Origin of the sequence: Bacteroides sp. MSSM.1001136sp1_RTP21357st2_D2_RTP21359_211015 (assembly GCF_040913205.1) — a bacterium.
Lineage (GTDB): Bacteria > Bacteroidota > Bacteroidia > Bacteroidales > Bacteroidaceae > Bacteroides > Bacteroides ovatus.
This window is the reverse complement of the sequence record NZ_JBDFVF010000009.1, coordinates 36,738-63,215: the sequence shown is the minus strand read 5'-3', so window position 1 is coordinate 63,215 and position 26,478 is coordinate 36,738. Positions and strand designations below refer to the sequence as shown.

Genomic DNA, 26,478 nt, shown 5'->3' with positions numbered 1-26,478 from the left:
CCGAAAAAATATACGATAGATGAAGACGAAAATAAACCATATACTCCCTGTGCTGCTGCTCACCGCAGCTTCCGGTCTGACTACCGTTTCCTGCAATGATTTTCTGGACAAAACACCGGACAACCGCACGGAACTGAACACCGACCAGAAAATAGCCAAACTGCTTGTATCGGCCTATCCCGACGTATCACCCAACGAACTGTTCGAACTCTACAGCGACAACTCCGATGATAGCGGCCCCACCTACGGTTACTACCAGCTTTCCGAAAAGGAATGTTACAACTGGGAAGATACCAAAGAGGAATATCAGGACACACCCAATTCCCTTTGGGGAGGTTATTACGGTGCAATTTCAGCCGCCAACATGGCACTCAAGGCGATAGAGGAGAAAGGAAATCCGGCATCGCTCAACCCGCAGCGCGGTGAAGCACTGGTGTGCCGTGCCTACTGCCATTTCATGCTGGCAACTATCTTCTGCAATGCTTATGACACTCATGCCTCCGAATCGTTGGGAATCCCCTATATGGAAGACGTGGAAACCACCGTGTCTCCCCGTTACGAGCGCAGCACGCTGGAAGAAGTGTACCGGAAAGTGGAGCGTGACCTCCTGGAGGGAGTGGAACTGATTTCGGACGACGGATATTCCGTCCCCAAATACCATTTCACCCGCAAGGCCGCCTATGCCTTTGCCGCCCGTTTCTACCTTTATTATATGAAACCCGATTTCTCCAACTGCGACCGGGTGATTGACTTTGCCACCCGTGTGTTGGGCAGCAACCCCGACGACCTGCTCCGCGACTGGGAAGCATTGAGCAATCTTTCCGTGAACGGAAATGTGCAGGCAGATGCGTATATTGCTTCTTCCAATGAGGCCAACCTGCTGATAAGCAGCACCGTCTCCAACTGGGGCGCACTCGGAAGCGACTACCTGGTAGGCCCGCGTTACTTCCACAACCAAACGCTCGCCACCAGCGAAACCTGTCTTTCTGCAGGACTGTGGGGCAGCTCGGATTATTTGTATCTGAAACCTTTCTCTACCACCGGATTTGTAGCCAGCATCCTGCGCAAGAGCGGACTTTATGATGGCGGCTACCTTTATTATATGCCGGTATTGTTCTCAACGGACGAAACCCTGCTTTGCCGTGCCGAAGCATACGCGTTGAAGAAAATGTACCCCCAGTCGGCTGCCGACATCACGAGCTGGCAACGTGCCTACACCCGCAACAAATCGACCCTGACACCCGACCAGATCAATGCGTATTATGATAAAATGAATTTCTACACGCCTTTCACGCAACAGACGCCCAAGAAACAGCTAGCTCCCGATTTCACTATCGAAGAAGGGATGCAGGAAAATATTCTTCACTGTATTCTGCACATACGCCGTGTCACTACCCTGCACGAGGGGATGCGCTGGCCCGATATCAAACGGTACGGTATTATGATTTACCGTCGTAACATGGCTACTCAACGTGTCACCGACGAAATGCCGCCGAACGACCTGCGCCGTGCCATCCAGATTCCGCGAAACGTGATCGTGGCGGGAATGCAACCTAACCCGAGAAGAAACTAACAGAGAAAAAAGTGAAAATTATGAAGAAACAGATCATTTACTCTTTGCTTGCTCTCACCACAGTCTGCCTGGGGGCTTGCAACAATAACGACGAGATAGACACTGCGAACAGCATCTTCTCTACCGAACCGCTGGAGAGAAATGCTTTCGACTACTGGCTGCTCGACAACTACACCTATCCTTATAACATCGACTTCATGTACCGCATGAAGGATATCGAGAGCGATCATAAATACAACCTCGTGCCCGCCGACTATGACAAAGCAGTGGCACTGTCGAAAATCATCAAACACGTCTGGATGGACGCTTACGTCGAACTGGCAGGAATGGATTTTCTCCGTGTCTACGTACCCAAGACATTCCACCTCATCGGATCGCCCGCCTACGAAAGTAGCGGTAACATGGTGCTCGGCACGGCAGAAGGCGGGAAGAAAATCACCCTCTACAACGTGAACGACCTCAACATAAAGAAGATCAATATCGAAAAGCTCAACGAGTATTATTTTGAAACGATGCATCATGAATTTGCCCATATCCTGCATCAGAAACGGAATTTCGACCCTTCTTTCAACCGCATCTCGGAAGGAAAATACGTGGGAGCCGACTGGTATTACTACATGACCGCCCAGGGTGCCATGCCCCGCACGGACGATGTGGCCTGGTCCGACGGTTTCGTGACGGCTTATGCCATGAGCCAGTCCAACGAGGATTTTGTGGAAAATATAGCCATGTACGTCACGCATACGCAGGCCTACTGGGACAATATGATGACGGCAGCCGGAGAATCGGGCGCTGCCATCATCAACAAGAAATTCACGATTGTCTATAACTATATGCGCGACACATGGGGGATCGACCTCAACGAACTTCGTAAAATCGTGCTGCGCCGCCAGCAGGAGATTACCGAAATTGACTTGAGCACTATTCAATAAGTGCCGGTCACCTCTTGTTTTTTTGATTGACGATTGGATGATTATTTAATTACACATTATTATGATGAAGAAAAATAGAACGATATATTTCCTGTTGGCCCTTGTCTGCCTGGGTTTGCAGTCGTGCCTCTTTCAGGAAGAAGATTATTTTGACGATTCGTCTGCCAACCGTGCCACGGCCGATGTGAAGCGTTGCAGCGAACTGCTGGAAGCAGCACCCAACGGATGGGTGATGGAATATTACGTCGGTAAGGACTACTCGCTGGGAGGTATTACCCTGCTTTGCAAGTTCGACGGCCAGCGGGTGACGATGGCTTCGCAGATAGCGGGAGCGGATGAGACGGTCAGTTCGCTTTATAGCGTCAAGTCCGAGCAGGCGACGATGTTGTCTTTCGATACCTACAATTACCTGGTGCATTATTTCGGGCAACCGCAGGGAAGTATGGCCGACGACCCGAACGGAACGCTCGGAGGCGACTACGAATTTGTGATCTCCGATGCCACCGCCGACCGTATCGAACTGAAAGGCAAGAAATATGGCAACCGCATCGTGATGAAGGCTTTTTCTGCCGACCAGACGTGGAAGCAATATCTCACCCGGATAAAGAAAGTGGAAGACGATGCTTTCTTTTATGAATACGACCTGCGGATGGACGGACTCTACACCGGGCAAATGCTACGCAGCAACTATACGTTCATTGTGACCTATTATGACGAAGTTGGAAAGGTGTATCAGAAAACCGTACCTTTTATGTTTACCACCGACGGAATGCGTTTTCACGAACCGGTGACGATAGACGGACAAACCATGCAGAATTTTGTCTGGAAGAACGAGGAAATCAGCTTTGTCTGTACCGACGAAGGAGCTACAGGAGTGAAGATGAAAGGCATCTACATTGACGGATATCAGAGCTACGACTATTATCCGGGCACTTATTTGATGGATTTCTACCGCCTGAACGGTGCGACGAACCAACTGGAAGTGGCTTCGCAGGAGATTCAACTGGTGAAGAACGAGGACGGCAAGAGCTACTGGCTTAAAGGACTCGAATATGACATTCTGGTAACTTACGACAAGCCGCGTGGCGGACTTTCCATCCTGCCGCAATTCTTGAAGAAAGTACAGGGAGGTTACGTATATCTGGCTATGTGGGATTTGATGAATGATTATGTTTTGCGCAGTTCGGCAATCGGTCTTATCAGTTATCCTACCACCGACGGCATTTATCTGGTGGACAATGGAGTGTGGATGGGTGAAATCTCCGGATTTATCTTCGGTGTGTACGACTCGCAGGATGAGGAGGCCTCTTTCATGGGATACACGGATGCAGTTGCAGCAATCAGGTTGATTAAAAAAACAATAGAAGAATGATATGATGAATAAGTTAGTTATACTGTTATTATCTGCGTGCTGTTTGCTGATGACAGCGTGCGACAAGGAAAACGATGAAACGGCACAAGGCTTTCGCGTCATGAAGGCGGACGTCGATCTGGTAGCCGGAGGCGGAACAGTGGAAGTGGCTTTGCAGGCTACCGGAGAACTAACTGCCGTTTCGGGTGCGGACTGGTGCAGGGTAATCGAAGTGACAAACGAAAAGATAACTTTGCTTGTCAGAGCCAATTATGAATATACGTCACGTGCCACGCAGGTGACCGTGAGCGATGGCAATAGCGAACAGAAAATTGTAGTGACGCAGGAGGGAAATATTTTTGCTCCCGACTCCGACCAGCAGGTGATACGCCTCGGAAATGCTCCTTCACAGACGATTGTACGGGTGAATAGTTCGTTTGATTTCAAAGTGAGCGTGCAGCGGGGAATCGACTGGGTGGAGGTGCCGGCTGCTTCAAAAGAAGATGGTTTCTTGCTTGTGTTGAAAGAGAACAAAACCGGTAATCCCCGTGCCTGCCAGTTGTTGGTCAGCACCAATGAAGGGCGGAAGTTCTTTTACTACGTCTACCAGTATGAAGCGACGGACCTGCTTGGAGTGTGGGGAAATAGCCGGATTTATGTGAAATGGGATACGAAGAATATCGAAAACGCCTATCCCTTGTCGGCTACTGAAATTTCGAAGAATGTCGATGGCGAGGGATATACCATTAAGATGTCGTTGGCAAATACTCCGGCAGCGCAATATCTGAAAGACCCCGCAAAGGCTACGATTTCATTGCAGGCTACCTATGAAAATGGATCGTTTGTGGTTCCTATCGGTGCGGCACAGAAAGACTTTACGGTCGTGGAAGAAGTTGCGGATGAGGTGGCAGAAGGCGCTTCGGACGGAACGTCAGGTGGAGTATCGGACGGAACATCGGATGATGGGGCAGGTGTTGTTTTGCAAACCCTGTACGGCTTTTCTGTAGCGGCTTCTTCCAATATTTATTCGAAAGGAAATTTCGGTTTCGCTCCTGTGCTTTATCAGGACGGTTCTGTCGGAGTCAGTTTTCAGGACGTGACCGGAGCACCGGAAAGCGGATGCTACCTGGCGATAGCATTGTTTGACGGACAGCAGTTCCTGACCGGGACACTGAAAGATTGTATCCTTTTCCCGGATATTGCACTTTTCAGATAAAACGAACATAACATTGATGAATAAAGAAAAGAACTACCGTTGTGAAACGGAATGAGAATTTACTAATTCTCTCTTAATTTAACTTTACTATATGACAGGCGGGGATACTCGTGCGAAGAATGGGAATCCTTTTCCCGAGCTTACTCCGCCTTTTTTATGATTCCCGGTCGCTACGGAAGTTCTTTTCAATGATGTAAAATATATAAATCAGTCTGATATGGATAAGAAAATAATGAAGTTATTGGGTGTCTGCCTGTTCGCTGTTGCGTCTGTGGGGGTGTTGACCGCTTGCAGTGACAATGACGCCGAAAATCCGGAGGGAGGAAAACCCGGTGGAGAAGACGTAAACCCGGCGCCGGAAGTGGTGGAGTTTGTCAACTCCAACCTGGTGTACTGGGGAGATAAAGACGGAGTGGGCACAGATCATTTTGTATTGACGCTTTATACGGATATGGAAGTAGATGCTACTGGTAATCCGATAGGACCGGGCAAGATCATGGCGTTCAGCCTGAATGTCCCGCCATTTGCTTCGGAAGCTACGGAATTTCCGCTCCCTGAAGGCACTTTTGATGCAGCATTGAACGGATACACGTTTGATGAATGGACATTCAACCTCGGATATATGAATCAAATCGATCTCCCGACCGGAAAGGTGGATATTCCTGCCGGAACTTTCTACGGTGATGTGAAATCTTACTCTACGAGTGTCGATGCCGATTTGCTTTCCGGTGGTAAAATGACGGTGAAACGGCTGTCCGGTGGTGAATATTCGATTAGCGGAACATTGGTGGGCGATCTTTCCTTGAAACGTTATTTCACCTATACGGGAAAAGTAATCACCATCGACCGTCACGAAAGCAAGGATGAAACTCCTAATTCTACGCTGACCACCGATATTGCACTGAATGGATGGACGCAAGCCCGCCTGCAGGATAAGGGCGATTCTTATTATCTGCAAGATGAGTCGTGCCGGGTAGTCGAGCTTTATCTGGCGGAAGAGAGTATAAGTCTTGTCGACACTTGGCCGGCCGGTAATGGAAGAGTATTGAAGGTGGAATTTTTCGTGGAATGGGCTACGGATGTAACACAGGGTATTCCGGCAGGTACTTATACGGTGGTGGCGCGTGATAAGGAATCATATGGTATCCCGCGCGAGTTGCTGAAACCGGGAAACATAGCTTCGGGCTATCCTAACGGCTTTACTTATCCGGGAGGAACCTGGTATGAGAAACTTCAGAACGGAGCCATGAAAGAATATGCACGCATAGACGGCGGAACCATGACTGTGGCACGCGACGGTGACAAACACACGCTGACGATAGATTTTATTGACTGTGATAAGGAACACCCGAATCATGTACGTACCACTTATTCGCAGGATGCTCCTATTACCGTATTTGATTATCGTCCGCAGTAAACACGGGTGGATGGCATCATTTTACTAATAACGCGATTTTATAATTAACCCAAAAAACGAGAAATATGAAAACTAGATTTATTTCCTTTTTCTTATTCATGTTGGCAATGAGTTGTTTTGTGGCATGTAGTGACGATGATCCGGCCACTGATCCCGAACCGGAGCCGGAACTGGAACCTGTGGAAACAGTGAATACGTATACGTATAAGGATAAGACGATACAAGCTAAATCGGTGTCTTGTTTTGAACAGGATGGCATTGTGTATGTGTGTATGAGTCCGTTGCAGAGTTTGGAAACGCTTGAAGACTTTATGAATAGCGGAAAGGAATATGTGATGCTGGGAGTGGATAAGAGTCTGGTGGGCAGTCCGGTTACGGTAGGCAGCTCTGAAGGTGACGATTATGTGCTTTATTACATGGATGCCGATGGTGAGGCTATTGTAGCCGTGGACCCTTACGAATGGGAAGAGGTGCTGACGCAAGGCAAGATCACTTTGACGATGACTCCGGGTGAGAATGAGATATCGGCTGTGAAAGCTACTTTTGATTGTACGCTGAAAAGTGGCGGTAAGTTTACAGGGGAGGCTGGTTGTAGCTACAAGGCTCCTGCAAAGTTGCCCAGTGAATTTTCTTTCGGAAGTGAAGTGCGTCCGTTGAAATCGGTGGTGGCTACTGTCATCGGGGGAATTCAATATTTTTATCTTAGTCCGTACGCAGGACTGACAACGGTGGAAGATATGTCGGATACGGAGTTCCTGATGATCGGAATCAATCCCGCTATGTTGGGACAGGTATTGGATATCACGTCTTATGACGGTATGGATTATGCTTTCTATAATATGACAGAATTGGGAGCTGACGACCTGACTGCGGTAGATCCTTATGGATGGTCTGAAATATGTTCGGCAGGTAAGTTCAAAGTGGAAAAGACGGATAATCGGGTGAAAATAACTTTCAGCTTTACTTTGCTTTCGGGTGGAAAGTTCGAAGGTTCTTACGAGGGTGCTTATTCTGAAATTAAACAGAGTACGACGAATATATTAACGTTGAACGGAGAAAACACGCGTGACATCAAAGCTACTTTCTATGAAAAGACGGATGAAGGAGTGGCATTGTATCTCACTCCGTCGAGAATTTCGTCTGCTGCGGACTTGGAGAATGTAAACACATATTATGTGCGTCTCTTTGTCCCGAACGCAGGACTTAACGGGCAGGAAGTGGATATAACAAATACCAATCTGGCTTTTGAATTTACTTATTATAGCCCGTATGACGAAGAAAGAATACAAATATCCAAAGGTCACCTGGAGGATGCGGCAGGTACGTTCAGTGTATCGAAATCAGCGGATAATGAATATTCATTGACGCTTAACCTCAAATATTTGGGTGATAATAGCCTTAAAATATCAGGTAACTATAACGGTGCTTTCGTGGTGTATGATACGACGATCCCGAATGAATATCGCTTAGGGGCGGACGGTACTCCGGTCACTATCCAGTCTGTGGTGATAGATAAGACGGATGCGGATATTTGTGTTATTTACCTTTCACGACAGCCAGGTATCACTACTGTGGCGGGAATGTCGGCAGCGGATGCAGTGGTGCGTCTTTCGAAAACAATGCTGGATGGAGTGCTCCGCGGATTCTCCGGTGATGATGAAAATGTGAAAATCTCGATTACGTATGAAGGAGTGACTTACAGTCGGGCTAATACCACATTGGGCAATCTGGCTCTGGGAGGCCGGACTTCGGTGTCTCTTCAGGGCAATGAAGTTGAAATGACTTTTGAAGTGGTAGGTATTAAGAAATATGGCGATGCCAGTTTGTCCGGCTACTATAAAGGTGCGGTGACAGTAATAGAGTGACGATTTAATGAAGTGTATTCATGAAGAAAATCTTATTGAAATATTTAAATTTATATGTTTTATCGGGATTGCTTCTGGTGGGTTTTGCCGGATGTAGTGACGATAAAGATAATGATCCGGTAAATCCCGGTCCGGATGTGGAGGAATTGCCTTCCATCGGTACTTATTCATTCCGGGGGGAAGCGAACAGGATCGTGTCCGGTGAGGCTACTATAGACGGTGGTTATTTTACTTGTATCTTTTCTCCGGAAAAGATACAGGACGGGAAAACTAGTACTTATTTTTTGTTTTCTCTGGGTATGTATTGGGAGGGGCAAGTGGTGGATGCATCGACCTTGTACCAAAACGACCAGTATTTCTTTATTTACGAAGATCCGTTCTATTATTATTCCCAATATAAAAGGGTGACGGGAACGTTTTATGTGAAGCGTAACAACGATGAGAATGTTACTGTCAAATTGAATCTGCGGCTTCACGACGGTGTCCGTTTTAAAGCGGAGGTTACAGCCGATTTGATGAAGCCGTCGGGAGAAGGTACTCCGGAATGATATAATCCTTTTTTTATATAATGAGCGGACAGTTCGTTACAGATTATCTTGGACTCTTTATAACAGCAATCAGCAAGTTATAATTTGATTCGCGTGATCTGTGATGAAATGTCCGCTTTGCTTTGGCTTGCCTTTTTTCTTGCCTTGTTTGGCTTTGTCTTTCTCCGAATGATATTTCCCTTGTAAAAGAGTCGTTTCAGGGCTCTCCTAAAAACTTGAAGAACAGCCTTACTTGTGCCGGAGTGAGCAGGATGGCTTTTTCACTATATCCGGTTTGAGCGAGTGCGGCTTGCAGTGCAGTGTTCTTGGCAATCCAACTACGGAGGGTGCGTCGTGCCGAGGCGGACTGTATGTGAGGTAGGTAAAGTCCGGCCAACTGGCTTTTGCTATAGGCTTGTATGCGGGTACGGCTCTCTGTTTCTGCTTTTGGGGTTGTTTCTGTTTTCATATTGACTGTTTTTTAGAGGTTTATTTATGAACTCATGCAAAGGTACGCCTTTTTATGCTGGTTGGTTCTGTGTTGTACAGAAGCCTTTGCAGGCATGAATCGTGTCAATTTGTGCTTGTCTGTTCTCTCTTGCGACGGGTTGTAACATCGTGTTTCCCTGCTTTTTTCTCTTCGTGTACTTTTGTCTTCGTAATCGGTTACAAACAGTAGTTATTTATTCATCAATCAAAAAAGAAAGGAAAACAGTATGCCATTAATTTACAAACCTTATCAGGCAACACTTGCCAACAAGGAAGGACAGAAACTTTATTATCCCCGTCTGGTGAAATTCGGGAAAATGGTCAATACGCAGAAAATGGCGGAATTGATTGCAGAAAAAGCCTCGCTGACGGCGGGTGATGTTCATAACGTGATTCGTAACCTGATGTCGGTGATGCGCGAACAGTTGCTCAACAGCCGCACGGTGCGTCTCGAAGGCTTGGGAACATTTACAATGATTGCCAAAGCAGGAGGAAAAGGAGTGGAGTTGGAGAGTAAAGTCAGCAGTTCGCAGATCACTTCATTGCGTTGTCAGTTTACCCCTGAATACACCCGTGCCGCTAACGGAAGTGCTACCCGCGCATTGACCACCGGAGTGGAGTTTGTGCACATCAAGGATGTAGCGGGTTCGTTTGTGGCCGACGATGTCGTTGACAAAGACCCGGATGACGGCGACGAACCCGGTGGCGGAGGAGGAGAAGCGCCGGACCCGGCCGCTTGACCGGAAGTGCAGCTGGCAGCTGAATCCGTAGGGATTAACTGATAAGTTTGTCAGGCAAACTAAAGCTTATTGATAGACTTATCAGTAGCCGCGAATCGGGTATAGCTGATGGTTGCACTTCGACCGATATAAAATAGATTATCAACCTTAATAGAAAAGCGAATGAAATTATTACTGGAAAAGTTGTTAGACATTCTTGAGGCTGTTCTGCGGTTCCGTCATCGGAGAAGCAGTAAGACGGAAAAAGATTAGTGTACGTGTAAAAAAATGATCCTGAAAAAAAACGAAACGTGCCGCCCGCACATAGCTCACGGAACCGGTAACAAACGTGGAGCAACTCATAAAGTGAAAGTAAAGTAAGGCTCAAGGTTCAAATGAAGAAGCTGTCTCCCGATGAATGAGGCAGCTTCTTTTTTTGTACCCATTTATTTTTTTCTATTCTTGACCGTATTCAACAAAAAAACTCTATCTTTGTTTTGTAATTGAGACACAGCATATAATGGGAAGATTTATCAATCCCTTTACCGATTTTGGCTTTAAGTTTTTATTCGGCAGAGAGGTAGAAAAGGAGTTGTTAATCGACTTCTTGAACGATTTGCTCGTAGGAGAGCATGTGATTACCGACATTCAGTTCCTTAACAGTGAACAGCAGCCGGAAGTAAAAACAGAACGAGGTCTTATCTACGACATCTATTGCGTAACCGATACCGGTGAACGTATTATCGTAGAAATGCAGAACCGGGAACAGCCTTACTTTAAAGATCGTGCCCTCTTCTATCTTTCTAGGGCCATTACGCAGCAGGCGAAAAGGGGAGTTTGGAACTTTCAATTGGATGCCGTGTACGGAGTGTTCTTCATGAATTTCGTGATGGACAAGGATATGCCCTCTAAAATCAGAACGGATATCGTTCTTTCTGACAGGGATACGGGGAAGCTCTTCAGCAACAAGTTCCGGCAGATTTTTATCGAACTGCCGAACTTCAACAAAGAGGAGGATGAATGTGAAAATGATTTTGAACGCTGGATTTATATACTAAAGCATATGGATACACTTGACCGGATGCCTTTCAAGGCTCGCAAGGCCGTCTTCGAGCGACTTGAAAAGTTGGCTTCCAAAGCAAATATGACCCAGGAGGAAAGAGCCCGGTATGAAGAAGAATGGAAAGTTTATAACGATTATTTTAATACATTGGACTTTGCTGAACAGAAAGGCTTGCAAAAAGGTTTGCAGAAAGGTAAAGAAGAAACAGCTCGTAATTTGAAAGAATTAGGAGTGGCTGACGATATTATCATAAAATCTACCGGGCTTTCGAAAGAAGAAATCGAAAAATTATAATTTCTTTCATTTTATCGGAAAGAAAGGTTTGGTCGAAAGTGAAAAATAGTCTGTAACTTATGAAGCAAAAGATAGTTGTGGAGACTTTTAACACATTCTTTTTTCGCTAAGAGTGAAGTAGCTAAAAACTATATATGTCTTTTGGGTGAAATAAACGAAATTGGAATATTATCCACGTTAAAATCAGAAAAAAGTTTTCCGTTTTGGAAAACTTTCTGTATCAGCGAGAAAGAAATGTTTCCCGAAATTTAATGTTAAAAGCTAACCAAGCTATTAGATTATCTTCTATCTTTGTATCCGGTTTCGGAGCTAAAAGAGGTTTAGTCAATGAGGGAACGCTGTGTAAATCGGCGACAGTACCCGCTGCTGTAATTCTCTAAGAATCCGCACAATAAGCCACTGCATCGATGTCGGTGTGGGAAGGTGTTGCGAGGGAGGGATAAGTCAGAAGACCTGCCGGAACTTTTTCTTTTAGTTATCAATATTTTAAATTTAAACTTTCGGGAGTTAAAGTTATGAACTACGCGGAAATTTGTATCATCAAACGTGATGGTAAGAGAGAAGATTTCTCTATCAGTAAGATCAAGAATGCAATTAGTAAAGCATTCAGTGCAACAGGTATTCAGGATGAGCAGCAGTTGGTGGCTGACATCACTATGAACGTAATCAGTCAGTTTACTACTCCTACTATTACCGTAGAAGAGATTCAGGATTTAGTAGAAAAGTCGTTGATGAAAGTACGCCCGGAAGTAGCGAAGAAATATATTATTTATCGCGAATGGCGGAATACAGAGCGCGATAAGAAAACCCAGATGAAGCAAGTGATGGACGGCATCGTTGCTATCGACAAGAACGATGTCAACTTGAGCAATGCCAACATGAGCAGTCACACGCCTGCCGGACAGATGATGACGTTCGCTTCCGAAGTAACCAAAGATTATACGTATAAATATCTGTTGCCGAAACGTTTTGCCGAAGCACACCAGTTGGGAGATATTCACATTCACGACTTGGATTATTATCCGACAAAGACGACGACCTGTATCCAATATGATATGGATGACCTCTTTGAACGTGGTTTTCGCACCAAGAACGGTAGTATCCGTACCCCGCAAAGCATCCAGAGTTATGCTACGTTGGCTACCATTATTTTCCAGACGAATCAGAATGAGCAGCATGGCGGACAGGCAATTCCTGCTTTCGATTTCTTCATGGCAAAAGGTGTGGCCAAATCTTTCCGCAAGCATCTGGCATCGTTCATCAATTTCTATGTCGCCATGGAAAACGGAAATCAGGCCGATGAGAAATCCATCCGCACATTGATTAATGAATATCTTCCGTCTATCAAGACTACTGAAGCCGAACGCGAAACATTGCGCATTGCTTTGGTGGCTTTACAGATTATTATAGATAAGGAACACCTTGCCCGTATCGTTGAGAAAGCTTATCAGCAGACTCGCAAAGATACCCATCAGGCCATGGAAGGATTTATCCACAACCTGAACACGATGCATTCACGTGGCGGTAATCAGGTGGTATTCAGCTCCATCAATTACGGTACGGACACTTCTGCCGAAGGCCGCATGGTGATCGAAGAATTGCTGAAAGCTACCATTGAAGGATTGGGTACAAGAGGTGAGGTGCCTGTATTCCCGATCCAGATTTTCAAGGTGAAAGACGGAGTTTCTTACTCGGAAAAAGACTTTGAGAAAGCAATGAAAGCGGAAAATATCGAAGAGGCAATGACCGACCGTTACGAGGCGCCTAATTTCGACTTGTTATTAAAGGCTTGCCAGACTACGGCGAAAGCATTGTTCCCGAACTTCATGTTCCTCGACGCACCTTTCAATCAGAACGAGAAATGGAGAGCGGACGATCCGAAACGTTACATCTACGAATTGGCGACGATGGGTTGTCGCACCCGTGTCTTTGAAAACGTGGCAGGAGAAAAATCTTCTTTAGGTCGTGGCAATCTTTCATTCACTACGCTGAATATGCCGAGACTGGCGATTGAAGCCCGCATCAAGGCGGAAAACCTGATAGAGGATGAACGCAACAAGGATGCCATTGAACAGAAGGCAAAAGAAATTTTCATCGAATCCGTACACCAAATGTCCGTGCTTGTAGCCGATCAGCTTTACGAGCGTTATCAGTATCAGCGTACGGCCCTGGCACGTCAGTTCCCGTTCATGATGGGAAATAATGTGTGGAAAGGCGGCGGTGAGCTGAACCCGAATGAACAGGTGGGTGATGCATTGCGCAGCGGTACGCTGGGTATCGGATTTATCGGCGGACACAACGCGATGGTGGCTCTCTACGGACAAGGTCACGGCCACAACCAGAAAGCATGGGACACGCTGTATGAAGCGGTGATGGAAATGAATAAAGTGGTAAACGAATATAAAGAGAAATATAACCTGAACTACTCCGTTCTGGCTACTCCTGCCGAAGGACTTTCGGGACGTTTCACTAAAATGGATCGTCGGAAATATGGAAAAATCCCCGGAGTGACAGACCGCGACTATTATGTCAACTCTTTTCACGTAGACGTGAAAGAACCGATCAGCATCGTTGAGAAAATCAAGCGTGAAGCTCCGTTCCACGCTATTACGCGCGGCGGACATATCACGTATGTAGAACTGGACGGTGAAGCACAGAAGAATGTACGTGCCATCGCCAAGATTGTGAAAGTGATGCACGACGAGGGGATTGGCTACGGCTCTATCAATCACCCGGTAGATACTTGTCATAACTGTGGTTACAAAGGGGTTATCTTCGATAAATGTCCGGTGTGCCAGAGTGAAAGCATCCTTCGTATGCGCCGTATAACCGGTTACCTGACAGGCGATTTGAGTTCCTGGAACTCTGCTAAACGGGCAGAAGAACAAGACCGCGTAAAACACCTGTAGAAGTGAATTTATTAGGAACTTATCCTGAAACGATTGTCGATGGTGAAGGCATCCGGTACTCTATTTATCTTGCCGGATGTTCCCATCACTGTCCTGGTTGCCACAACCCGGAGAGCTGGAATCCGAGGGCGGGGGAAGAGTTGACGGAAGAAAAAATACAGTCCATCATCCGTGAAATCAAGGCAAATCCTTTGCTGGACGGTGTTACTTTTTCCGGTGGTGATCCGTTCTTCCATCCGGAGGAGTTTCTGCTTTTACTGAAACGGGTGAAAGAGGAGACGGGGATGAATGTGTGGTGCTATACAGGATATAGCTACGAAGAAATCAAGGCACAGCCCCGCTTGAGTGCTGCTCTTGATTATATAGATGTGTTGGTGGACGGACGCTTCGAGCAGGCTCTTTTCTCTCCGTATCTGGAGTTCAGGGGAAGCAGTAATCAACGGATCTTGAAGTTGAAGTAACGACTTTTCTCCACTAAAAAAACTTATTTTTCAAAGGAAACAAAAACACCTGTACCATTGTTTTGTTTACCTTTACGAAACCAAGTGAATCATTTTTCATCACGGAGTAACGCGGTGCTTTTTTTGTAGTCGGTGGTGTTTGTGTTTGCATCCCTGCGTTGCTTTATGGTGAAAAAAGAATGACTACTTACAAGAATAAGTTTTTATGGTACAATCGATAAATTCAACTCAAAAAATAGAGGAAACCGACGGATTGCCGATGCCTAAGCGTATTTGGGCGGTGGTGTCCGTTGGATTCGCTCTTTGTATGTCGGTATTGGATATTAACATCGTCAATATCGTACTACCCACGCTTTCGCATGATTTTGGGACTTCTCCCGCTGTAACCACCTGGATTATCAACGGCTATCAGCTGGCCATCGTCATATCGCTACTGTCTTTTTCCGCTTTGGGTGAAATCATCGGTTACCGGAAAGTCTTTCTTTCGGGTATCGGCCTGTTTTGCATCACTTCATTGATCTGTGCCTTGTCCGATTCGTTTTGGACGCTAACCGTCGCCCGTATTTTTCAGGGGTTCAGTGCCTCTGCCATCACCAGCGTGAATACGGCACAGCTACGTTACATCTATCCGAAGAGCCAGATTGGGCGGGGAATGGGGATTAATGCGATGGTCGTTGCCATATCGGCTGCCGCCGGGCCTTCTGTGGCGAGCGGTATTCTTTCTATTGCCAGCTGGCACTGGTTATTTGCTATTAATGTTCCGTTAGGACTTACCGCATTGTTTCTCGGCATCAAACATCTGCCAAGGCAGGAGGAACGCTCGAAACGCAAATTCGATTATATCAGTGCCATAGCGAATGCGGTTACCTTCGGCCTGCTTATATATACGCTGGACGGATTCGCCCATCACGAGGAAATGGATTTCCTTTTCATCCAACTGGTTGTATTGGCAGTGGTAGGCACGTACTATGTGCGCCGGCAACTCACGCAGACTACTCCTCTATTGCCGCTCGACCTGTTGCGGATTCCGATTTTCCGGTTATCCATCCTGACTTCCATTTGTTCCTTTATCGCTCAAATGTCGGCAATGGTTTCCCTGCCTTTTTTCCTGCAGAACACTTTAGGACACAGTGAGGTGATGACCGGACTTTTGCTTACTCCGTGGCCGTTGGCTACGCTGGTCACGGCTCCATTGGCAGGGTATCTCGTGGAGCGTATTCACCCCGGTATACTGGGAAGTATCGGGATGGTTTTGTTTGCCATCGGGCTTTTCTCGCTTTCCAGTCTGACTGCCGAATCATCTGATATAAGTATCATCCTGCGTTTGATGTTGTGTGGTGCGGGCTTCGGATTGTTTCAGACGCCGAACAATAGCACGATTATCTCTTCCGCTCCTACGCAGCGTTCGGGAGGGGCCAGTGGGATGCTGGGAATGGCCCGCCTGTTGGGACAGACCACCGGAACAACATTGGTTGCCTTGCTTTTCAGCTTTGTCACTCATAGCCGGAGCACGGCTGTTTGCCTGATGGTGGGGAGTGGGTTTGCCGTTGTGGCAGCTATCGTCAGTAGCTTGAGGCTATCACAGCCTTCCACCCTGAAAAGAAAATAATGAAGTCCTGAAAGAGGATTAAGTCTTTCAGAACTTCACAGGAACATCATACAACATATCAGTAAGCAATCATTCAAGATGAACTTGAAAGATTTGACTTTCTAGTATTTCGTTTCCCGTATGACTTCTACCAGACGGCGGAAGTCTTCCGGATGCACATCACCGATGTTTCCGATACGGAAGGTATCTGCTTTTGAAATCTTTCCCGGGTAAATCACGAATCCTTTATTTTTCAGTGCATAATAGAATGTTTTGAAGTCGAATCCTTCATGCGGATAAAGGAAAGAAGTGATGATAGGCGACTGGATGTCATCTTCGAGCAGTGTTTTGAATCCGAGTGCACGCATTCCTTCCACCAAAATACGGTGATTTTCGCAATAACGTTGGTAACGTGCTTCTACACCTCCTTCTTCAATCAATTCGGTCAGGGCTTGTTTGAAAGCACGGACAACGTGTGTCGGTGAAGTGAAGCGCCATTTTCCGTGTCCTTTTTCCATTGTTTCCCATTGGTCGTAGATGTCCAGGGAAAGAGAGCGTGCCACTCCTTTGCAATATTTTAATTCCGAACGGCGGGCGATGATGAATCCGAATCCCGGTACACCCTGAATACACTTGTTGGAACTGCTGATTAGGAAGTCGATACCGAGTTCGTTTACATCTAAGGGGATACCTCCGAAGCTGCTCATACAGTCTACAATCAGCTTTTTACCATGCATCTTGACGATGTGGGACAGTTCTTTGATCGGATTCAGGATACCGGTCGTTGTTTCGCAATGAACGAAAGCGACATGTGTGATATCGGAGTTATTGCTAAGATAATCGTCTACATATTCAACTGATACCTGCTCTGTTTCTTCAAAAGCCAGCATGTCGTAGTCGAGATGGTAATATTCTGCAATGTTGCCCATACGGTCGCCATAGGCTCCGTTGCTACAAATCAGGAGTTTGTCTTTCGGGGTGATGGTGGCGCCTAAAACGGCCTCCACGCAATAGGTTCCGCTTCCCTGTAAAAGGATGGAAGTGTATTCTTCCGGTTTTTTAGTGGCGATGTTAACCAGGTCTTTGCGGAGTTCCTGAACAATGCCGAGGTTGTAGTCTTCGTCCCATGTACACCAGTCGGTCATCATGGCTTCTTTTACTGTTTCAGAGGTGGTTAGAGGTCCCGGAGTTAATAACAAATATGGTTTCATAATGATGTTTTCTTTAGAAATGAATAAATAAATGATTTTGTTTCTTTTCTGATTGTTGGGTGCGGGCTTGAATGTTAGTTGCCGGCGTTGATCGTTTCAATCAGTGCGGGAAGTTCTTCGATAGTGCGTATCACGTAAGAAGCTCCTGCGGCAAGCATGCGCTCTTTGACATCGGCGATGCGGGCTTCGAGTTCGGAGGCAGGCATTGATTTTGTTTCTGCTTCGGTAAGTGCCATTTCATTGCTGCCGAGAATCACGCCTACACTATACACTTTCGCGTTCACTCCTTCGAGAATATCGGCAATCGTATCACCCACTTTTATAACGGCGTCGAGGCTGGGGACTGCTAATTTCGTCAGGTTCTCAAAAATCATGTAAGGAGCGGGACGTCCGGCGGGAAGTAGGTTGGGAGTGGCGCAATAATCCACGTGGTATCCTTTTGCCTGTGCGGCGGGGAGAACTACATCCATCATTTCGCGGGTATAGCCGGTGGTCGATCCTATTTTAATACCTGCGGCACGCAATTTTTCCAAAGTTGGGATTACTCCCGGAATAGGGTCTGTGTAGTTTTCGAGAGAGGCGAAGAGATGCTTCTCGAAAAGGCGGTTTAGTTCTACCACGTCTTCTTCCGTCCAGGCGCGTTGGTAACGGGCGGTGAACTGTTCGTTCACGTCAGGCATGGAAAGTAGTTCGCGGATGTGTTGAATCTTGGGTAGTCCCATTGGTTTGCGGGTCTGTACAACATCGATTACCAGTCCTTTTTCGGCAAATGCTTCGATAAAAGCAGCCACGGGGGCAAAACATCCATAGTCAACGGCTGTACCAGCCCAGTCCATAATAATACATTCAATCTTTTTCATTCTTGTTTCTATATAATATTGGTTTATTCGTCAGAAATTAGTAAGAAGCGAGGGAGGGGACGGGGCAAGATTCGTTCCCGCGTATTTCACCCTGTTTCCCTTTTCTGTATTTTTGTGTCAGATAAATCATTGCTAAGGTGAACGCAAAGGTGCAGACGATTCCTACTGTCCCTGCCATCGTATTGTAGAATTCCAGCCAATTCAAATCCGGGTTGAAACATTCTTTCACTACCAATACCACCACTGTGCCTGTGTAGCCGATGGAATCGACCATCGCTATGAAGAAACCTACATTTCCCTTGATGCGGAAACAGGCGATGAAGCGGTCGAAGAAAATGGTTTGAAAGCTCAAGTAGGAAAAATAGAGGCAGAGGCTCTGGATAAATAACCACACGAGCGGAGAAAGTTGCAGGGTATGGTAGTTGAATGCCACAGTGCTAAGTGTGATTGCTCCCGCAATGACAAGGGTCAATAGAACGGAAAGTACTTTGATGTGGCTTTTCATCACTGCCAGGGTGGCAAAAATAGCCAGGATAATCAGTGTGACTACACCGTCCACTTTGGCGAATACCCACGGGGAAAGTCCGGCGGCATTGACGTCTATGATTTTCACCAGAAAGTCTTCCTTGACATCTTGCAAAATGGTGAGAAAGAGGTTGGCGAAGAAAAGCAGTGTCAATATGGGAGCAAAGCTGCGGAACAGGTTCCAGCGTTGTTGTTTGTTGAGAGTGACACGTTCCACACGCAGTGCTTTGTCTTCGGCAGTCGGTTTGGGCAGGTGATCGAGGATATAGCCCAGTCCTGCCAGCAAGGGTAATGCTACCGCACCGATCAGAGCAGGCATCCAGAACTCACTGACGTGCAGGGTGTCGACAACGAAAAGTCCGATGGATTTGGCTGTGCCGCTACTGACTGCGATACTGAGTCCGAAAAGGGAAGCGAGCAGATCCGTCACCCGGCGTCCTTCGAGGAAGCTGAAGATGACTCCCCACATACAGCCAAGCGACAGTCCGTTGAAGAACAACGCCAACACATTGAACGGGCGGGGCAGGCATCCGAAAAGAACCAAAGAGAGTTCGGCCACTAAAATAGAAACAAGAATGAATTTCAGGCGGCCTTCTCTCTTCAGTTCGGAAATAAGTTTGATCCCGATAAACTTGGATACCATATATCCGAATATCTGGATGATGCTGGTGGCTATCTTATAGTCCATACCAAATAGTTCCATGCCGTCGAACGTGGCGGCGGTGAACGGTTTGCGTAGTGCGTAGACTAATGAATAGGATAGCAGTGCCGCTCCTCCCGCATAAAGGATAAAGAGTAAATCGGAAAGTTTCTTTTGGGCCGAAGGCGACAGTTTTTCTTTGAAATTCATAATGCTATTTTTTTGTTTCCGGTGCAAAAGTAGGGTGTCGGAGCGAACGAAAAAATGAATTTCAATGAATCATATTGTATATATGAGCCTTTAAGTGTACTGAAATATTAATGTAATATTCATGCAATACAAACATAATACCTTAGTCATTCCTTTGCAACGGAATCAATTAACAAACCGAAAAATCATGGACGAACTTACGGATATTTATAAAAGAATAGAGTACCTGCGCAACAACGGGGTGAAGATGAAAGAAATTGCCGACCGGGTGGATATGGCTCCGAGTGTGTTGTCTGCTTTGTATTCGAGTGTGCTTCCCGCTTATATCGACTTATTGAAAACACGCACACCGGACGAGGCGCTGGATGAAGCTTTGGCACTGGTGAATAATGTTTCCAAGAAACGCTTATTAAATAATGTGGGATCGGTGAGGCTGTTGCTTCAGGAGATGGAGCCGGACGTGCAGAGCGAGGCGGAGAATGGCAACTCTTTTATCAAGTTGCTGGGGAAAGAGGCGAAGGAGTCTATGCAGGAGGTGTATAATTATAGCGGTATGTATCTTAGTTACAGTTTGTCGTCTTCTACGGATAGCTTGAAGATCGAGCCGTACATGATTTGTGCTTCCGAGAATAATGAGTATGTGAAGGTGGGGATGATTAATGCGTATAAGTCGGTGCATTGGGGGAGCGGGATTATCAGTAATCATCAGAACTCTTACCTGATGTTCAACGAAAGGGATTTGCCACAGTTTGCGCTGGTGACTATTTACCTGCAACTTCCGCATTATGAGTTTCCGAATATGCTGAAAGGGCTTTATCTCTGTCTGGACTACAATCATAATCCGATTGCGCGTCGTATTGTACTGGTGAAACAGTCGGATAGTACGGATGTTAATCAGTTTCTGGAGATGGAAGGGTGTCTGGTTCCGCGGGTGGAATTGACTCCGGAATTGGAGGTGTACTATAATTATACGTGTCAGGAGGGAGATTATATCAAAACGTGCACGGTGCCTTCGCCTAAGTTGGATGAGACGGATTTGGAGAGAGAGAAGAAGATGTTGAAGATTTAAAGACAAACAACAATAAAAAAAGATCCCGGATGAAAATTGGTTTTTAAAACCTTTTTCATCCGGGATAATTCTTTTTATATGTTTTCTCTATCTTTCTATTGTTATATTCGCTAGAAGAAGAATCGCAAAATATCATTGAAGTTAGCCCATATCAACAGACCGAAGAGCAGAATCATACCGGTCATCTGGGCGTATTCCATAAACTTGTCGCTCGGTTTGCGGCGGGCTATCATCTCGTAGAAGAGGAAGAGCACGTGGCCACCGTCTAATGCGGGGATAGGGAGGATGTTCATGAAAGCCAGGATGATGGAAAGGAAGGCTGTCATATACCAGAACTGGTGCCAGTCCCAGGTAGCGGGGAAGATGCTGCCGATCGTTCCGAAGCCGCCCAGTTGTTTGGCTCCTTCTTTTGAGAAGAGGTATTTCATGTTTCCTACATAGCCTTTCAGGGTTTTCACACCGAGGGAGACACCTGCGGGGAAGGATTCAAAGAAAGCATATTCTTTTTTTACCATAGGGAGCAGACGGTCTGTGACGAGACAGGCGGTTACACCCATCAGGTAGGCGGAGTCTACACGCATACTTAGCGTGTCTGTTGCACCGTTACGCACATAAGTCAGCGTGATTAGACGCGGATCTATGCTGTCTTTGAGCAGGGTTGCTTCGTTTTTCTTACGTTCTGCCATCGCTTCTTTGAAGTCGGAGAAAGAGATCGGGGTTCCGTTCAGGGCGATGATGCTGTCACCTGCCTGGATTCCTGCTTGTGCGGCAGGAGAGTTCACCATTACGCTGTCTATAACATACGGGAAACGGTAGGAGGCGAAGCGGACGCTGTCTGCCAAGAGACGTTGCATCAGGTCTTCCGGGATATAGACGGAGGCTTTTGCCCCGTTACGGATGACGCTTACTTCGCGTGCATCGGCAATCTGGCTCAACATGTCGCCGTCATAACGTTCGAAAGGAACACCGTCGGCAGAAAGGAGGATATCACCGTCCTGGAAACCTACCGCTTTGGCAGTCTCGTTGAATTCCATACCAAGAGGGGCTTCCTGTACCTTTATATATTGGTCGCCCCATGCAAAAAGAATCATGGAGTAGATGAACAGTGCCAACAGGAAGTTGAACAGTACGCCACCCACCATTATCAGCAGACGTTGCCACGCCGGCTTGGAGCGGAACTCCCACGGTTGTTCGGGTTGTTTCATCTGTTCGGTATCCATCGACTCATCAATCATGCCGGCTATTTTGACATAACCGCCCAATGGCAACCAGCCTACTGCATACTCTGTGTCACTTTTCTTGGGTTTGAACTTAAAAAGGGTGAACCAAGGGTCAAAAAATAAGCAGAATTTTTCTACACGCACCTTAAACAAACGGGCAAAAAGAAAATGCCCGCCTTCATGAACGATAACGAGCAAGGATAAGCTCATAATCAATTGCAGGGCACGAATCAAAAATGTTTCCATATAGTCTATTTACAGTTTAAAGCCTTCAACTAATTCTCTACCGAAGAGAGGATATAAAGGCTATTTTCAATTTATATTAATACTAATCAATTTCTTTATTTTCTTTGTTCATCAATGGGATGAAGCGGATCATATCAGACTGGCTGCTATTTTCCTTGCTTCCGCATCCGTAGCTACATAATCGTCGTATGTCGGATTGGCGATGAAGGCAACCCGTTCCATTGTTTTCTCTATTACGTCGCTCATGCCGAGGAAGCTGATGCCGTCTTTCAGGAAAGAGGCTACCACTACTTCATTGGCAGCATTGACGATACAGGGCATATTCCCTCCGCGGTACATCGCTTCGTAGGCGAGTGCCAGGTTGCGGAACCGTTTCGTATCGGGTTGCTCAAACGTCAGATTCGTGCATTGGGAGAAATCGAGTCTGTCGAAAGAAGAGCTGATACGGTCGGGGTAGGAGAATGCGTACTGGATGGGCAGGCGCATATCTGGCATCCCAAGTTGTGCCTTGACAGCTCCGTCTTCAAACTGCACCATCGAGTGGATGACTGATTGCGGATGCACCACCACTTCGATCTGGCTGGGCTGAACACCGAACAACCATTTGGCTTCGATCACCTCAAAACCTTTATTCATCATGGAAGCGGAGTCGATTGTGATTTTTGCTCCCATTTCCCAGTTGGGATGTTTCAAGGCTTGCGTCTTTGTGACGGATTTCAGCTGTTCCAAGGTGCAAGTGCGGAACGGACCTCCGGAGGCTGTCAATATCACTTTCTCGATCGGGTTACCCACTTCTCCCGCTAAACACTGAAAAACAGCAGAGTGTTCAGAGTCTACCGGCAGAATCGGAGTGCGATATTGTTGTGCCAACTGATTAATCAGTTCGCCCGCTACTACCAATGTTTCTTTATTGGCCAACGCAATCGCTTTCTTGGCGCGGATGGCGTTGATGGTTGGTTTTAGTCCGGCATAACCGACCATGGCTGTCAACACCATGTCGATGGGGCCTGCTTCTACAATCTGACAGATAGCGTCTGTGCCTGCGTACACTTTGATGGGCAGGTCGCTCAATGCTTCTTTCAGTTCGGAATACTTTTCTTCGTTGGCTATCACTACCACTTCCGGCTGGAACTTCCGTGCCTGGGCAATCAGTAGTTCCACGCGGTTGTTGGCTGTCAGCGCATAGGCTTCGTACAGGTCGGGATGTTCTTCGATGACTTGCAGAGCCTGCGTCCCGATGGAGCCTGTTGAGCCTAGGATAGCTATTTGTTTTTTCTTTTTGTTAGTCTCTATATTCATTTTTCTATTATCACTTAAAATACGATGTATTTTTCGGGATTTACCGGATGACCTTTATACCAAAGTTCGAAATGGAGGTGCGGCCCTGTACTAAGTGTGCCGCTGTTTCCTACCAGAGCGATGGCTTCCCCTCCTTTCACGCGTTCACCTTCCTTTTTCAGGAGGGAGCCGCAGTGTTTATAGATTGAAATTAAATCCTGGTTATGTTGTACGCCAATCAGATAACCTGTCTCGGCGGTGTATGTACTTAGGATGACGGTCCCGTCCATGGTTGCCAATACACTTTCGTTGGGATTGGCGGCGATGTCGGTGCCGTAATGTTTCTTCTCGGCATTGAAGTGGTCGGACACCATACCTCGTGTCGGACGGTATAAAATGAGTCCGGTCACGTCCGGTTGGGAAGTGATGGAGGTCAGGTTATATTTTTCATTCTCTTCATACTGACGGCGGAATTCTTCTTCCCGTTTGGTACGTTCCATCAGTGTGTCTTCGCGGGCAGTGGTCAGTGAATCGAGTGTCTGCACGCTGTCGATGGATACTTTTCCACTGAAGATATCCTGAATGTTCATGATGTAAAGATTCTGCTTGTTGAGCACTTGTTGTAAAGAGTCTACACGCAGGGCATTGTCCACGATTTGTGTACGGACTTCACTATTCATGTATCCGGGGAGGTAGTTGCGCAGCGGGGTGAAAGTGATGATGCAGGAAGCGATCAGGAAAAGTACCGCCAGCACGCAAAGTAATACGGAAAGTCCATTGAGCTTGGATACGCGAAGTCCGACAATTTCTTCAAGTGTATTTTCATTAACGATCGTTAGTTTATACTTGAACTTGAAATTTTTCCAGAAAGCTTTACTTCGTCTTCTCTTTGGCATCTCGGGTATTTACTGTTTTTACGATTTACTATTTACTATTTTCAGTGGATGAGCGGCTCATCGTTTGATTCGTTCTCACCGGTCATCTTCCAATTCCTCCAGATTGAGCAACCCTTCGGGAAGTTCCACCGTGATGAGTTTCTGTTTCTGGTCTATTCCTACGATAAATTCCTCCTGGGCGGGAACGAGCAGTTCCTCTTCTTCCGCTCCTTCAACCACGAAAAGGGTGTTTACCGTAGTGGTATCTACATCTATGACTTCTCCCAGAAGTCCGTGATGGATGTCTTCCATCTGGAAACCGATAAAGAAGTTCCAGGATAATTCGCCATCTTCCGCTTCTTCGGCGTGTTTCACGGGGAAGTAGACTTCAATGTTGGTGAACATTCGGGCACGTTCGGCACTGTCGACTCCTTCCAGTTTCACCAAGGCGGTGGAGTCTGAACGGAAGCGGTATTCTTCGATGAAGAAAGGCACGAAAATGCCATCGAGCAGGCATATCAGGTAATCACAGTCCACACGGTCGAAAATATCGTCCGTGAAGGTAAATTGCAATTCGCCGTGGATCCCGTGCGGTTTATTGAATAATCCTATCTTGTATACTTCTTCTTTCTTTATCATATCCGGGTGATTCTGGCTCCGATAGCGTTCAGACGTCCTTCGATGTTCTGATAACCACGGTCTATCTGTTCGATGTTACTAATGGTACTGGTTCCTTCGGCGCTCATGGCGGCAATCAGAAGGGCGATACCGGCACGTATATCCGGTGAAGTCAGGCGGGCGCCGCGCAGCTTGAAGCCGTGGTTGTGTCCGATGACTACGGCACGGTGAGGGTCGCAGAGAATGATCTGTGCACCCATGTCAATCAGTTTGTCCACAAAGAACAGGCGGCTTTCGAACATTTTCTGATGGATCAGTACGCTGCCTTTGGCTTGTGTGGCTACAACGAGCATCACACTTAGCAAGTCGGGAGTCAGTCCCGGCCAAGTGGCGTCGGCTATTGTCATGATGGAGCCGTCGATAAATGATTCTATCTGGTATGTTTCCTGTGCGGGAACGTAAATATCGTCTCCTCTTTGTTCGAGCTTGATGCCCAGACGGCGGAAGCTCTCGGGGATGATTCCAAGATTTTCGTAAGAAACATTCTTGATGGTAATTTCGCTTTTCGTCATTGCCGCCATGCCGATGAAGCTGCCCACTTCAATCATGTCGGGCAGTACGGTGTGTTGCGTGCCGTGCAGTTCTTCCACGCCTTCGATGGTGAGCAGGTTGGATGCGATACCGCTGATTTTGGCTCCCATCCGGTTGAGTAACCGGCAGAGTTGTTGCACGTAGGGTTCGCAGGCGGCATTGTAAATGGTGGTCGTACCTTTGGCAAGTACGGCTGCCATGACGATGTTGGCTGTTCCGGTGACAGATGCTTCGTCCAGTAGCATATAGCTTCCCTGAAGTCTGTCGGCCGTTATTTCGTAGATACCCCGCTCTTCGTCGTAGCGGAAGTCGGCCCCTAAATTCTGAATACCTACAAAGTGAGTGTCCAGACGGCGGCGACCGATTTTATCTCCTCCCGGCTTGGAAATCAATGCCTTGCCGAAACGTGCCACCATGGGACCTATAAGCATCACAGAGCCTCGCAGACTGGAACATTTCTTTAGGAATTCATCGCTTTCCAAATAAGCCAGGTCTACATTTTCTGCTTTAAAACTATAAGAATCAATGCCTTTCTTTGCAACCGTCACTCCCATCTCCCGCAAGAGCTGAATCAGGTTGTTGACATCAAGAATGTCAGGTATATTGTTCACCGTCACTTCCTCTGCGGTCAGCAACGTGGCACAGATTATCTGCAAAACTTCGTTTTTAGCTCCTTGCGGGTGGATTTCTCCGCTAAGCCGATGTCCTCCTTCGATTACAAATGAAGCCAT

Annotated in this window: 22 protein-coding genes and 1 riboswitch; of the genes, 13 read left to right on the top strand and 9 right to left on the bottom strand. The window is 46.7% G+C overall.

Going from position 1 to position 26,478, the window contains the following annotated elements:
* The first annotated feature begins 19 nt into the window (after positions 1–19).
* From AB5217_RS08080 to AB5217_RS08050, 7 genes are all read left to right on the top strand, one after another.
* Positions 20–1,573, top strand: coding sequence for a RagB/SusD family nutrient uptake outer membrane protein (locus tag AB5217_RS08080; RefSeq protein ID WP_032845253.1), 1,554 nt, complete (start codon positions 20–22; stop codon positions 1,571–1,573).
* Between the two features lie 20 nt (positions 1,574–1,593).
* A complete protein-coding gene (locus tag AB5217_RS08075; RefSeq protein ID WP_004326042.1) occupies positions 1,594–2,505 on the top strand; it encodes a putative zinc-binding metallopeptidase in 912 nt (303 codons plus the stop codon).
* A 61-nt stretch (positions 2,506–2,566) separates the two neighbouring features.
* Positions 2,567–3,877: a DUF4302 domain-containing protein gene (locus AB5217_RS08070; protein WP_004326041.1), complete on the top strand. Its 1,311-nt coding sequence runs from the start codon at positions 2,567–2,569 to the stop codon at positions 3,875–3,877.
* Position 3,878: 1 nt separating this feature from the next.
* Positions 3,879–5,072, top strand: a complete 1,194-nt coding sequence (locus AB5217_RS08065; RefSeq protein ID WP_004326040.1) for a BACON domain-containing protein — start codon at positions 3,879–3,881, stop codon at positions 5,070–5,072.
* Between the two features lie 217 nt (positions 5,073–5,289).
* On the top strand, positions 5,290–6,489 hold the full coding sequence (locus AB5217_RS08060) for a hypothetical protein (protein ID WP_004310112.1): 1,200 nt from the start codon (positions 5,290–5,292) through the stop codon (positions 6,487–6,489).
* A 65-nt stretch (positions 6,490–6,554) separates the two neighbouring features.
* Positions 6,555–8,354 carry a hypothetical protein gene (locus AB5217_RS08055; protein WP_004326039.1) on the top strand — a complete coding sequence of 600 codons (1,800 nt, stop codon included), beginning with the start codon at positions 6,555–6,557 and terminating at the stop codon, positions 8,352–8,354.
* Between the two features lie 20 nt (positions 8,355–8,374).
* Positions 8,375–8,902 (top strand): hypothetical protein, encoded by a 528-nt coding sequence (locus AB5217_RS08050; protein WP_032845255.1) that lies wholly within the window; start codon positions 8,375–8,377, stop codon positions 8,900–8,902.
* Between the two features lie 196 nt (positions 8,903–9,098).
* On the opposite strand, the gene AB5217_RS08045 is transcribed toward AB5217_RS08050, so the two are convergent.
* The gene (locus AB5217_RS08045) at positions 9,099–9,350 is read right to left on the bottom strand and encodes a DUF4248 domain-containing protein (RefSeq protein ID WP_004296773.1); all 252 of its coding nucleotides are present in this window, start codon (positions 9,348–9,350) and stop codon (positions 9,099–9,101) included.
* A 247-nt stretch (positions 9,351–9,597) separates the two neighbouring features.
* Between AB5217_RS08045 and AB5217_RS08040 the strand changes: the two genes are divergently transcribed.
* From AB5217_RS08040 to AB5217_RS08020, 5 genes are all read left to right on the top strand, one after another.
* Positions 9,598–10,110, top strand: coding sequence for an HU family DNA-binding protein (locus AB5217_RS08040; RefSeq protein WP_004296776.1), 513 nt, complete (start codon positions 9,598–9,600; stop codon positions 10,108–10,110).
* Positions 10,111–10,609: 499 nt separating this feature from the next.
* A complete protein-coding gene (locus AB5217_RS08035) occupies positions 10,610–11,446 on the top strand; it encodes an Rpn family recombination-promoting nuclease/putative transposase (protein WP_032845257.1) in 837 nt (278 codons plus the stop codon).
* A gap of 281 nt (positions 11,447–11,727) precedes the next feature.
* A riboswitch (cobalamin riboswitch) is annotated at positions 11,728–11,922 on the top strand.
* A 39-nt stretch (positions 11,923–11,961) separates the two neighbouring features.
* Positions 11,962–14,355: an anaerobic ribonucleoside triphosphate reductase gene (locus AB5217_RS08030; RefSeq protein WP_032845258.1), complete on the top strand. Its 2,394-nt coding sequence runs from the start codon at positions 11,962–11,964 to the stop codon at positions 14,353–14,355.
* A 2-nt stretch (positions 14,356–14,357) separates the two neighbouring features.
* The gene (gene nrdG, locus AB5217_RS08025; protein ID WP_004296782.1) at positions 14,358–14,816 is read left to right on the top strand and encodes an anaerobic ribonucleoside-triphosphate reductase activating protein; all 459 of its coding nucleotides are present in this window, start codon (positions 14,358–14,360) and stop codon (positions 14,814–14,816) included.
* 205 nt (positions 14,817–15,021) lie between these two features.
* On the top strand, positions 15,022–16,425 hold the full coding sequence (locus tag AB5217_RS08020; protein WP_004296786.1) for an MFS transporter: 1,404 nt from the start codon (positions 15,022–15,024) through the stop codon (positions 16,423–16,425).
* Between the two features lie 101 nt (positions 16,426–16,526).
* Here the strand turns inward: AB5217_RS08020 and AB5217_RS08015 are convergent, their stop codons facing one another.
* The 3 genes from AB5217_RS08015 to AB5217_RS08005 form a co-directional block, all read right to left on the bottom strand.
* Complete coding sequence (locus AB5217_RS08015; RefSeq protein WP_004306876.1) at positions 16,527–17,615, bottom strand: 2-aminoethylphosphonate--pyruvate transaminase; 1,089 nt, start codon at positions 17,613–17,615, stop codon at positions 16,527–16,529.
* A gap of 74 nt (positions 17,616–17,689) precedes the next feature.
* On the bottom strand, positions 17,690–18,475 hold the full coding sequence (gene phnX / locus AB5217_RS08010; protein WP_004306877.1) for a phosphonoacetaldehyde hydrolase: 786 nt from the start codon (positions 18,473–18,475) through the stop codon (positions 17,690–17,692).
* A 37-nt stretch (positions 18,476–18,512) separates the two neighbouring features.
* Entirely contained in the window at positions 18,513–19,850 is a 1,338-nt protein-coding gene (locus AB5217_RS08005) for a DUF5690 family protein (RefSeq protein WP_070782525.1), read from the bottom strand.
* A 187-nt stretch (positions 19,851–20,037) separates the two neighbouring features.
* Here AB5217_RS08005 and AB5217_RS08000 point away from each other — a divergent pair, with 187 nt between their 5' ends.
* Positions 20,038–20,919 carry a hypothetical protein gene (locus AB5217_RS08000; RefSeq protein ID WP_070782524.1) on the top strand — a complete coding sequence of 294 codons (882 nt, stop codon included), beginning with the start codon at positions 20,038–20,040 and terminating at the stop codon, positions 20,917–20,919.
* A 110-nt stretch (positions 20,920–21,029) separates the two neighbouring features.
* Here AB5217_RS08000 and rseP read toward each other — a convergent pair whose 3' ends face one another.
* From rseP to murA, 5 genes are all read right to left on the bottom strand, one after another.
* Complete coding sequence (gene rseP, locus AB5217_RS07995) at positions 21,030–22,385, bottom strand: RIP metalloprotease RseP (protein WP_004296792.1); 1,356 nt, start codon at positions 22,383–22,385, stop codon at positions 21,030–21,032.
* 129 nt (positions 22,386–22,514) lie between these two features.
* Complete coding sequence (locus AB5217_RS07990) at positions 22,515–23,684, bottom strand: 1-deoxy-D-xylulose-5-phosphate reductoisomerase (protein WP_004296793.1); 1,170 nt, start codon at positions 23,682–23,684, stop codon at positions 22,515–22,517.
* Positions 23,685–23,698: 14 nt separating this feature from the next.
* On the bottom strand, positions 23,699–24,559 hold the full coding sequence (locus tag AB5217_RS07985) for a M23 family metallopeptidase (RefSeq protein ID WP_004296794.1): 861 nt from the start codon (positions 24,557–24,559) through the stop codon (positions 23,699–23,701).
* Positions 24,560–24,634: 75 nt separating this feature from the next.
* Complete coding sequence (rimM, locus tag AB5217_RS07980; RefSeq protein WP_004296795.1) at positions 24,635–25,177, bottom strand: ribosome maturation factor RimM; 543 nt, start codon at positions 25,175–25,177, stop codon at positions 24,635–24,637.
* Entirely contained in the window at positions 25,174–26,478 is a 1,305-nt protein-coding gene (gene murA, locus AB5217_RS07975) for a UDP-N-acetylglucosamine 1-carboxyvinyltransferase (protein WP_004296796.1), read from the bottom strand. The genes rimM and murA overlap by 4 nt, the downstream gene beginning before the upstream one ends.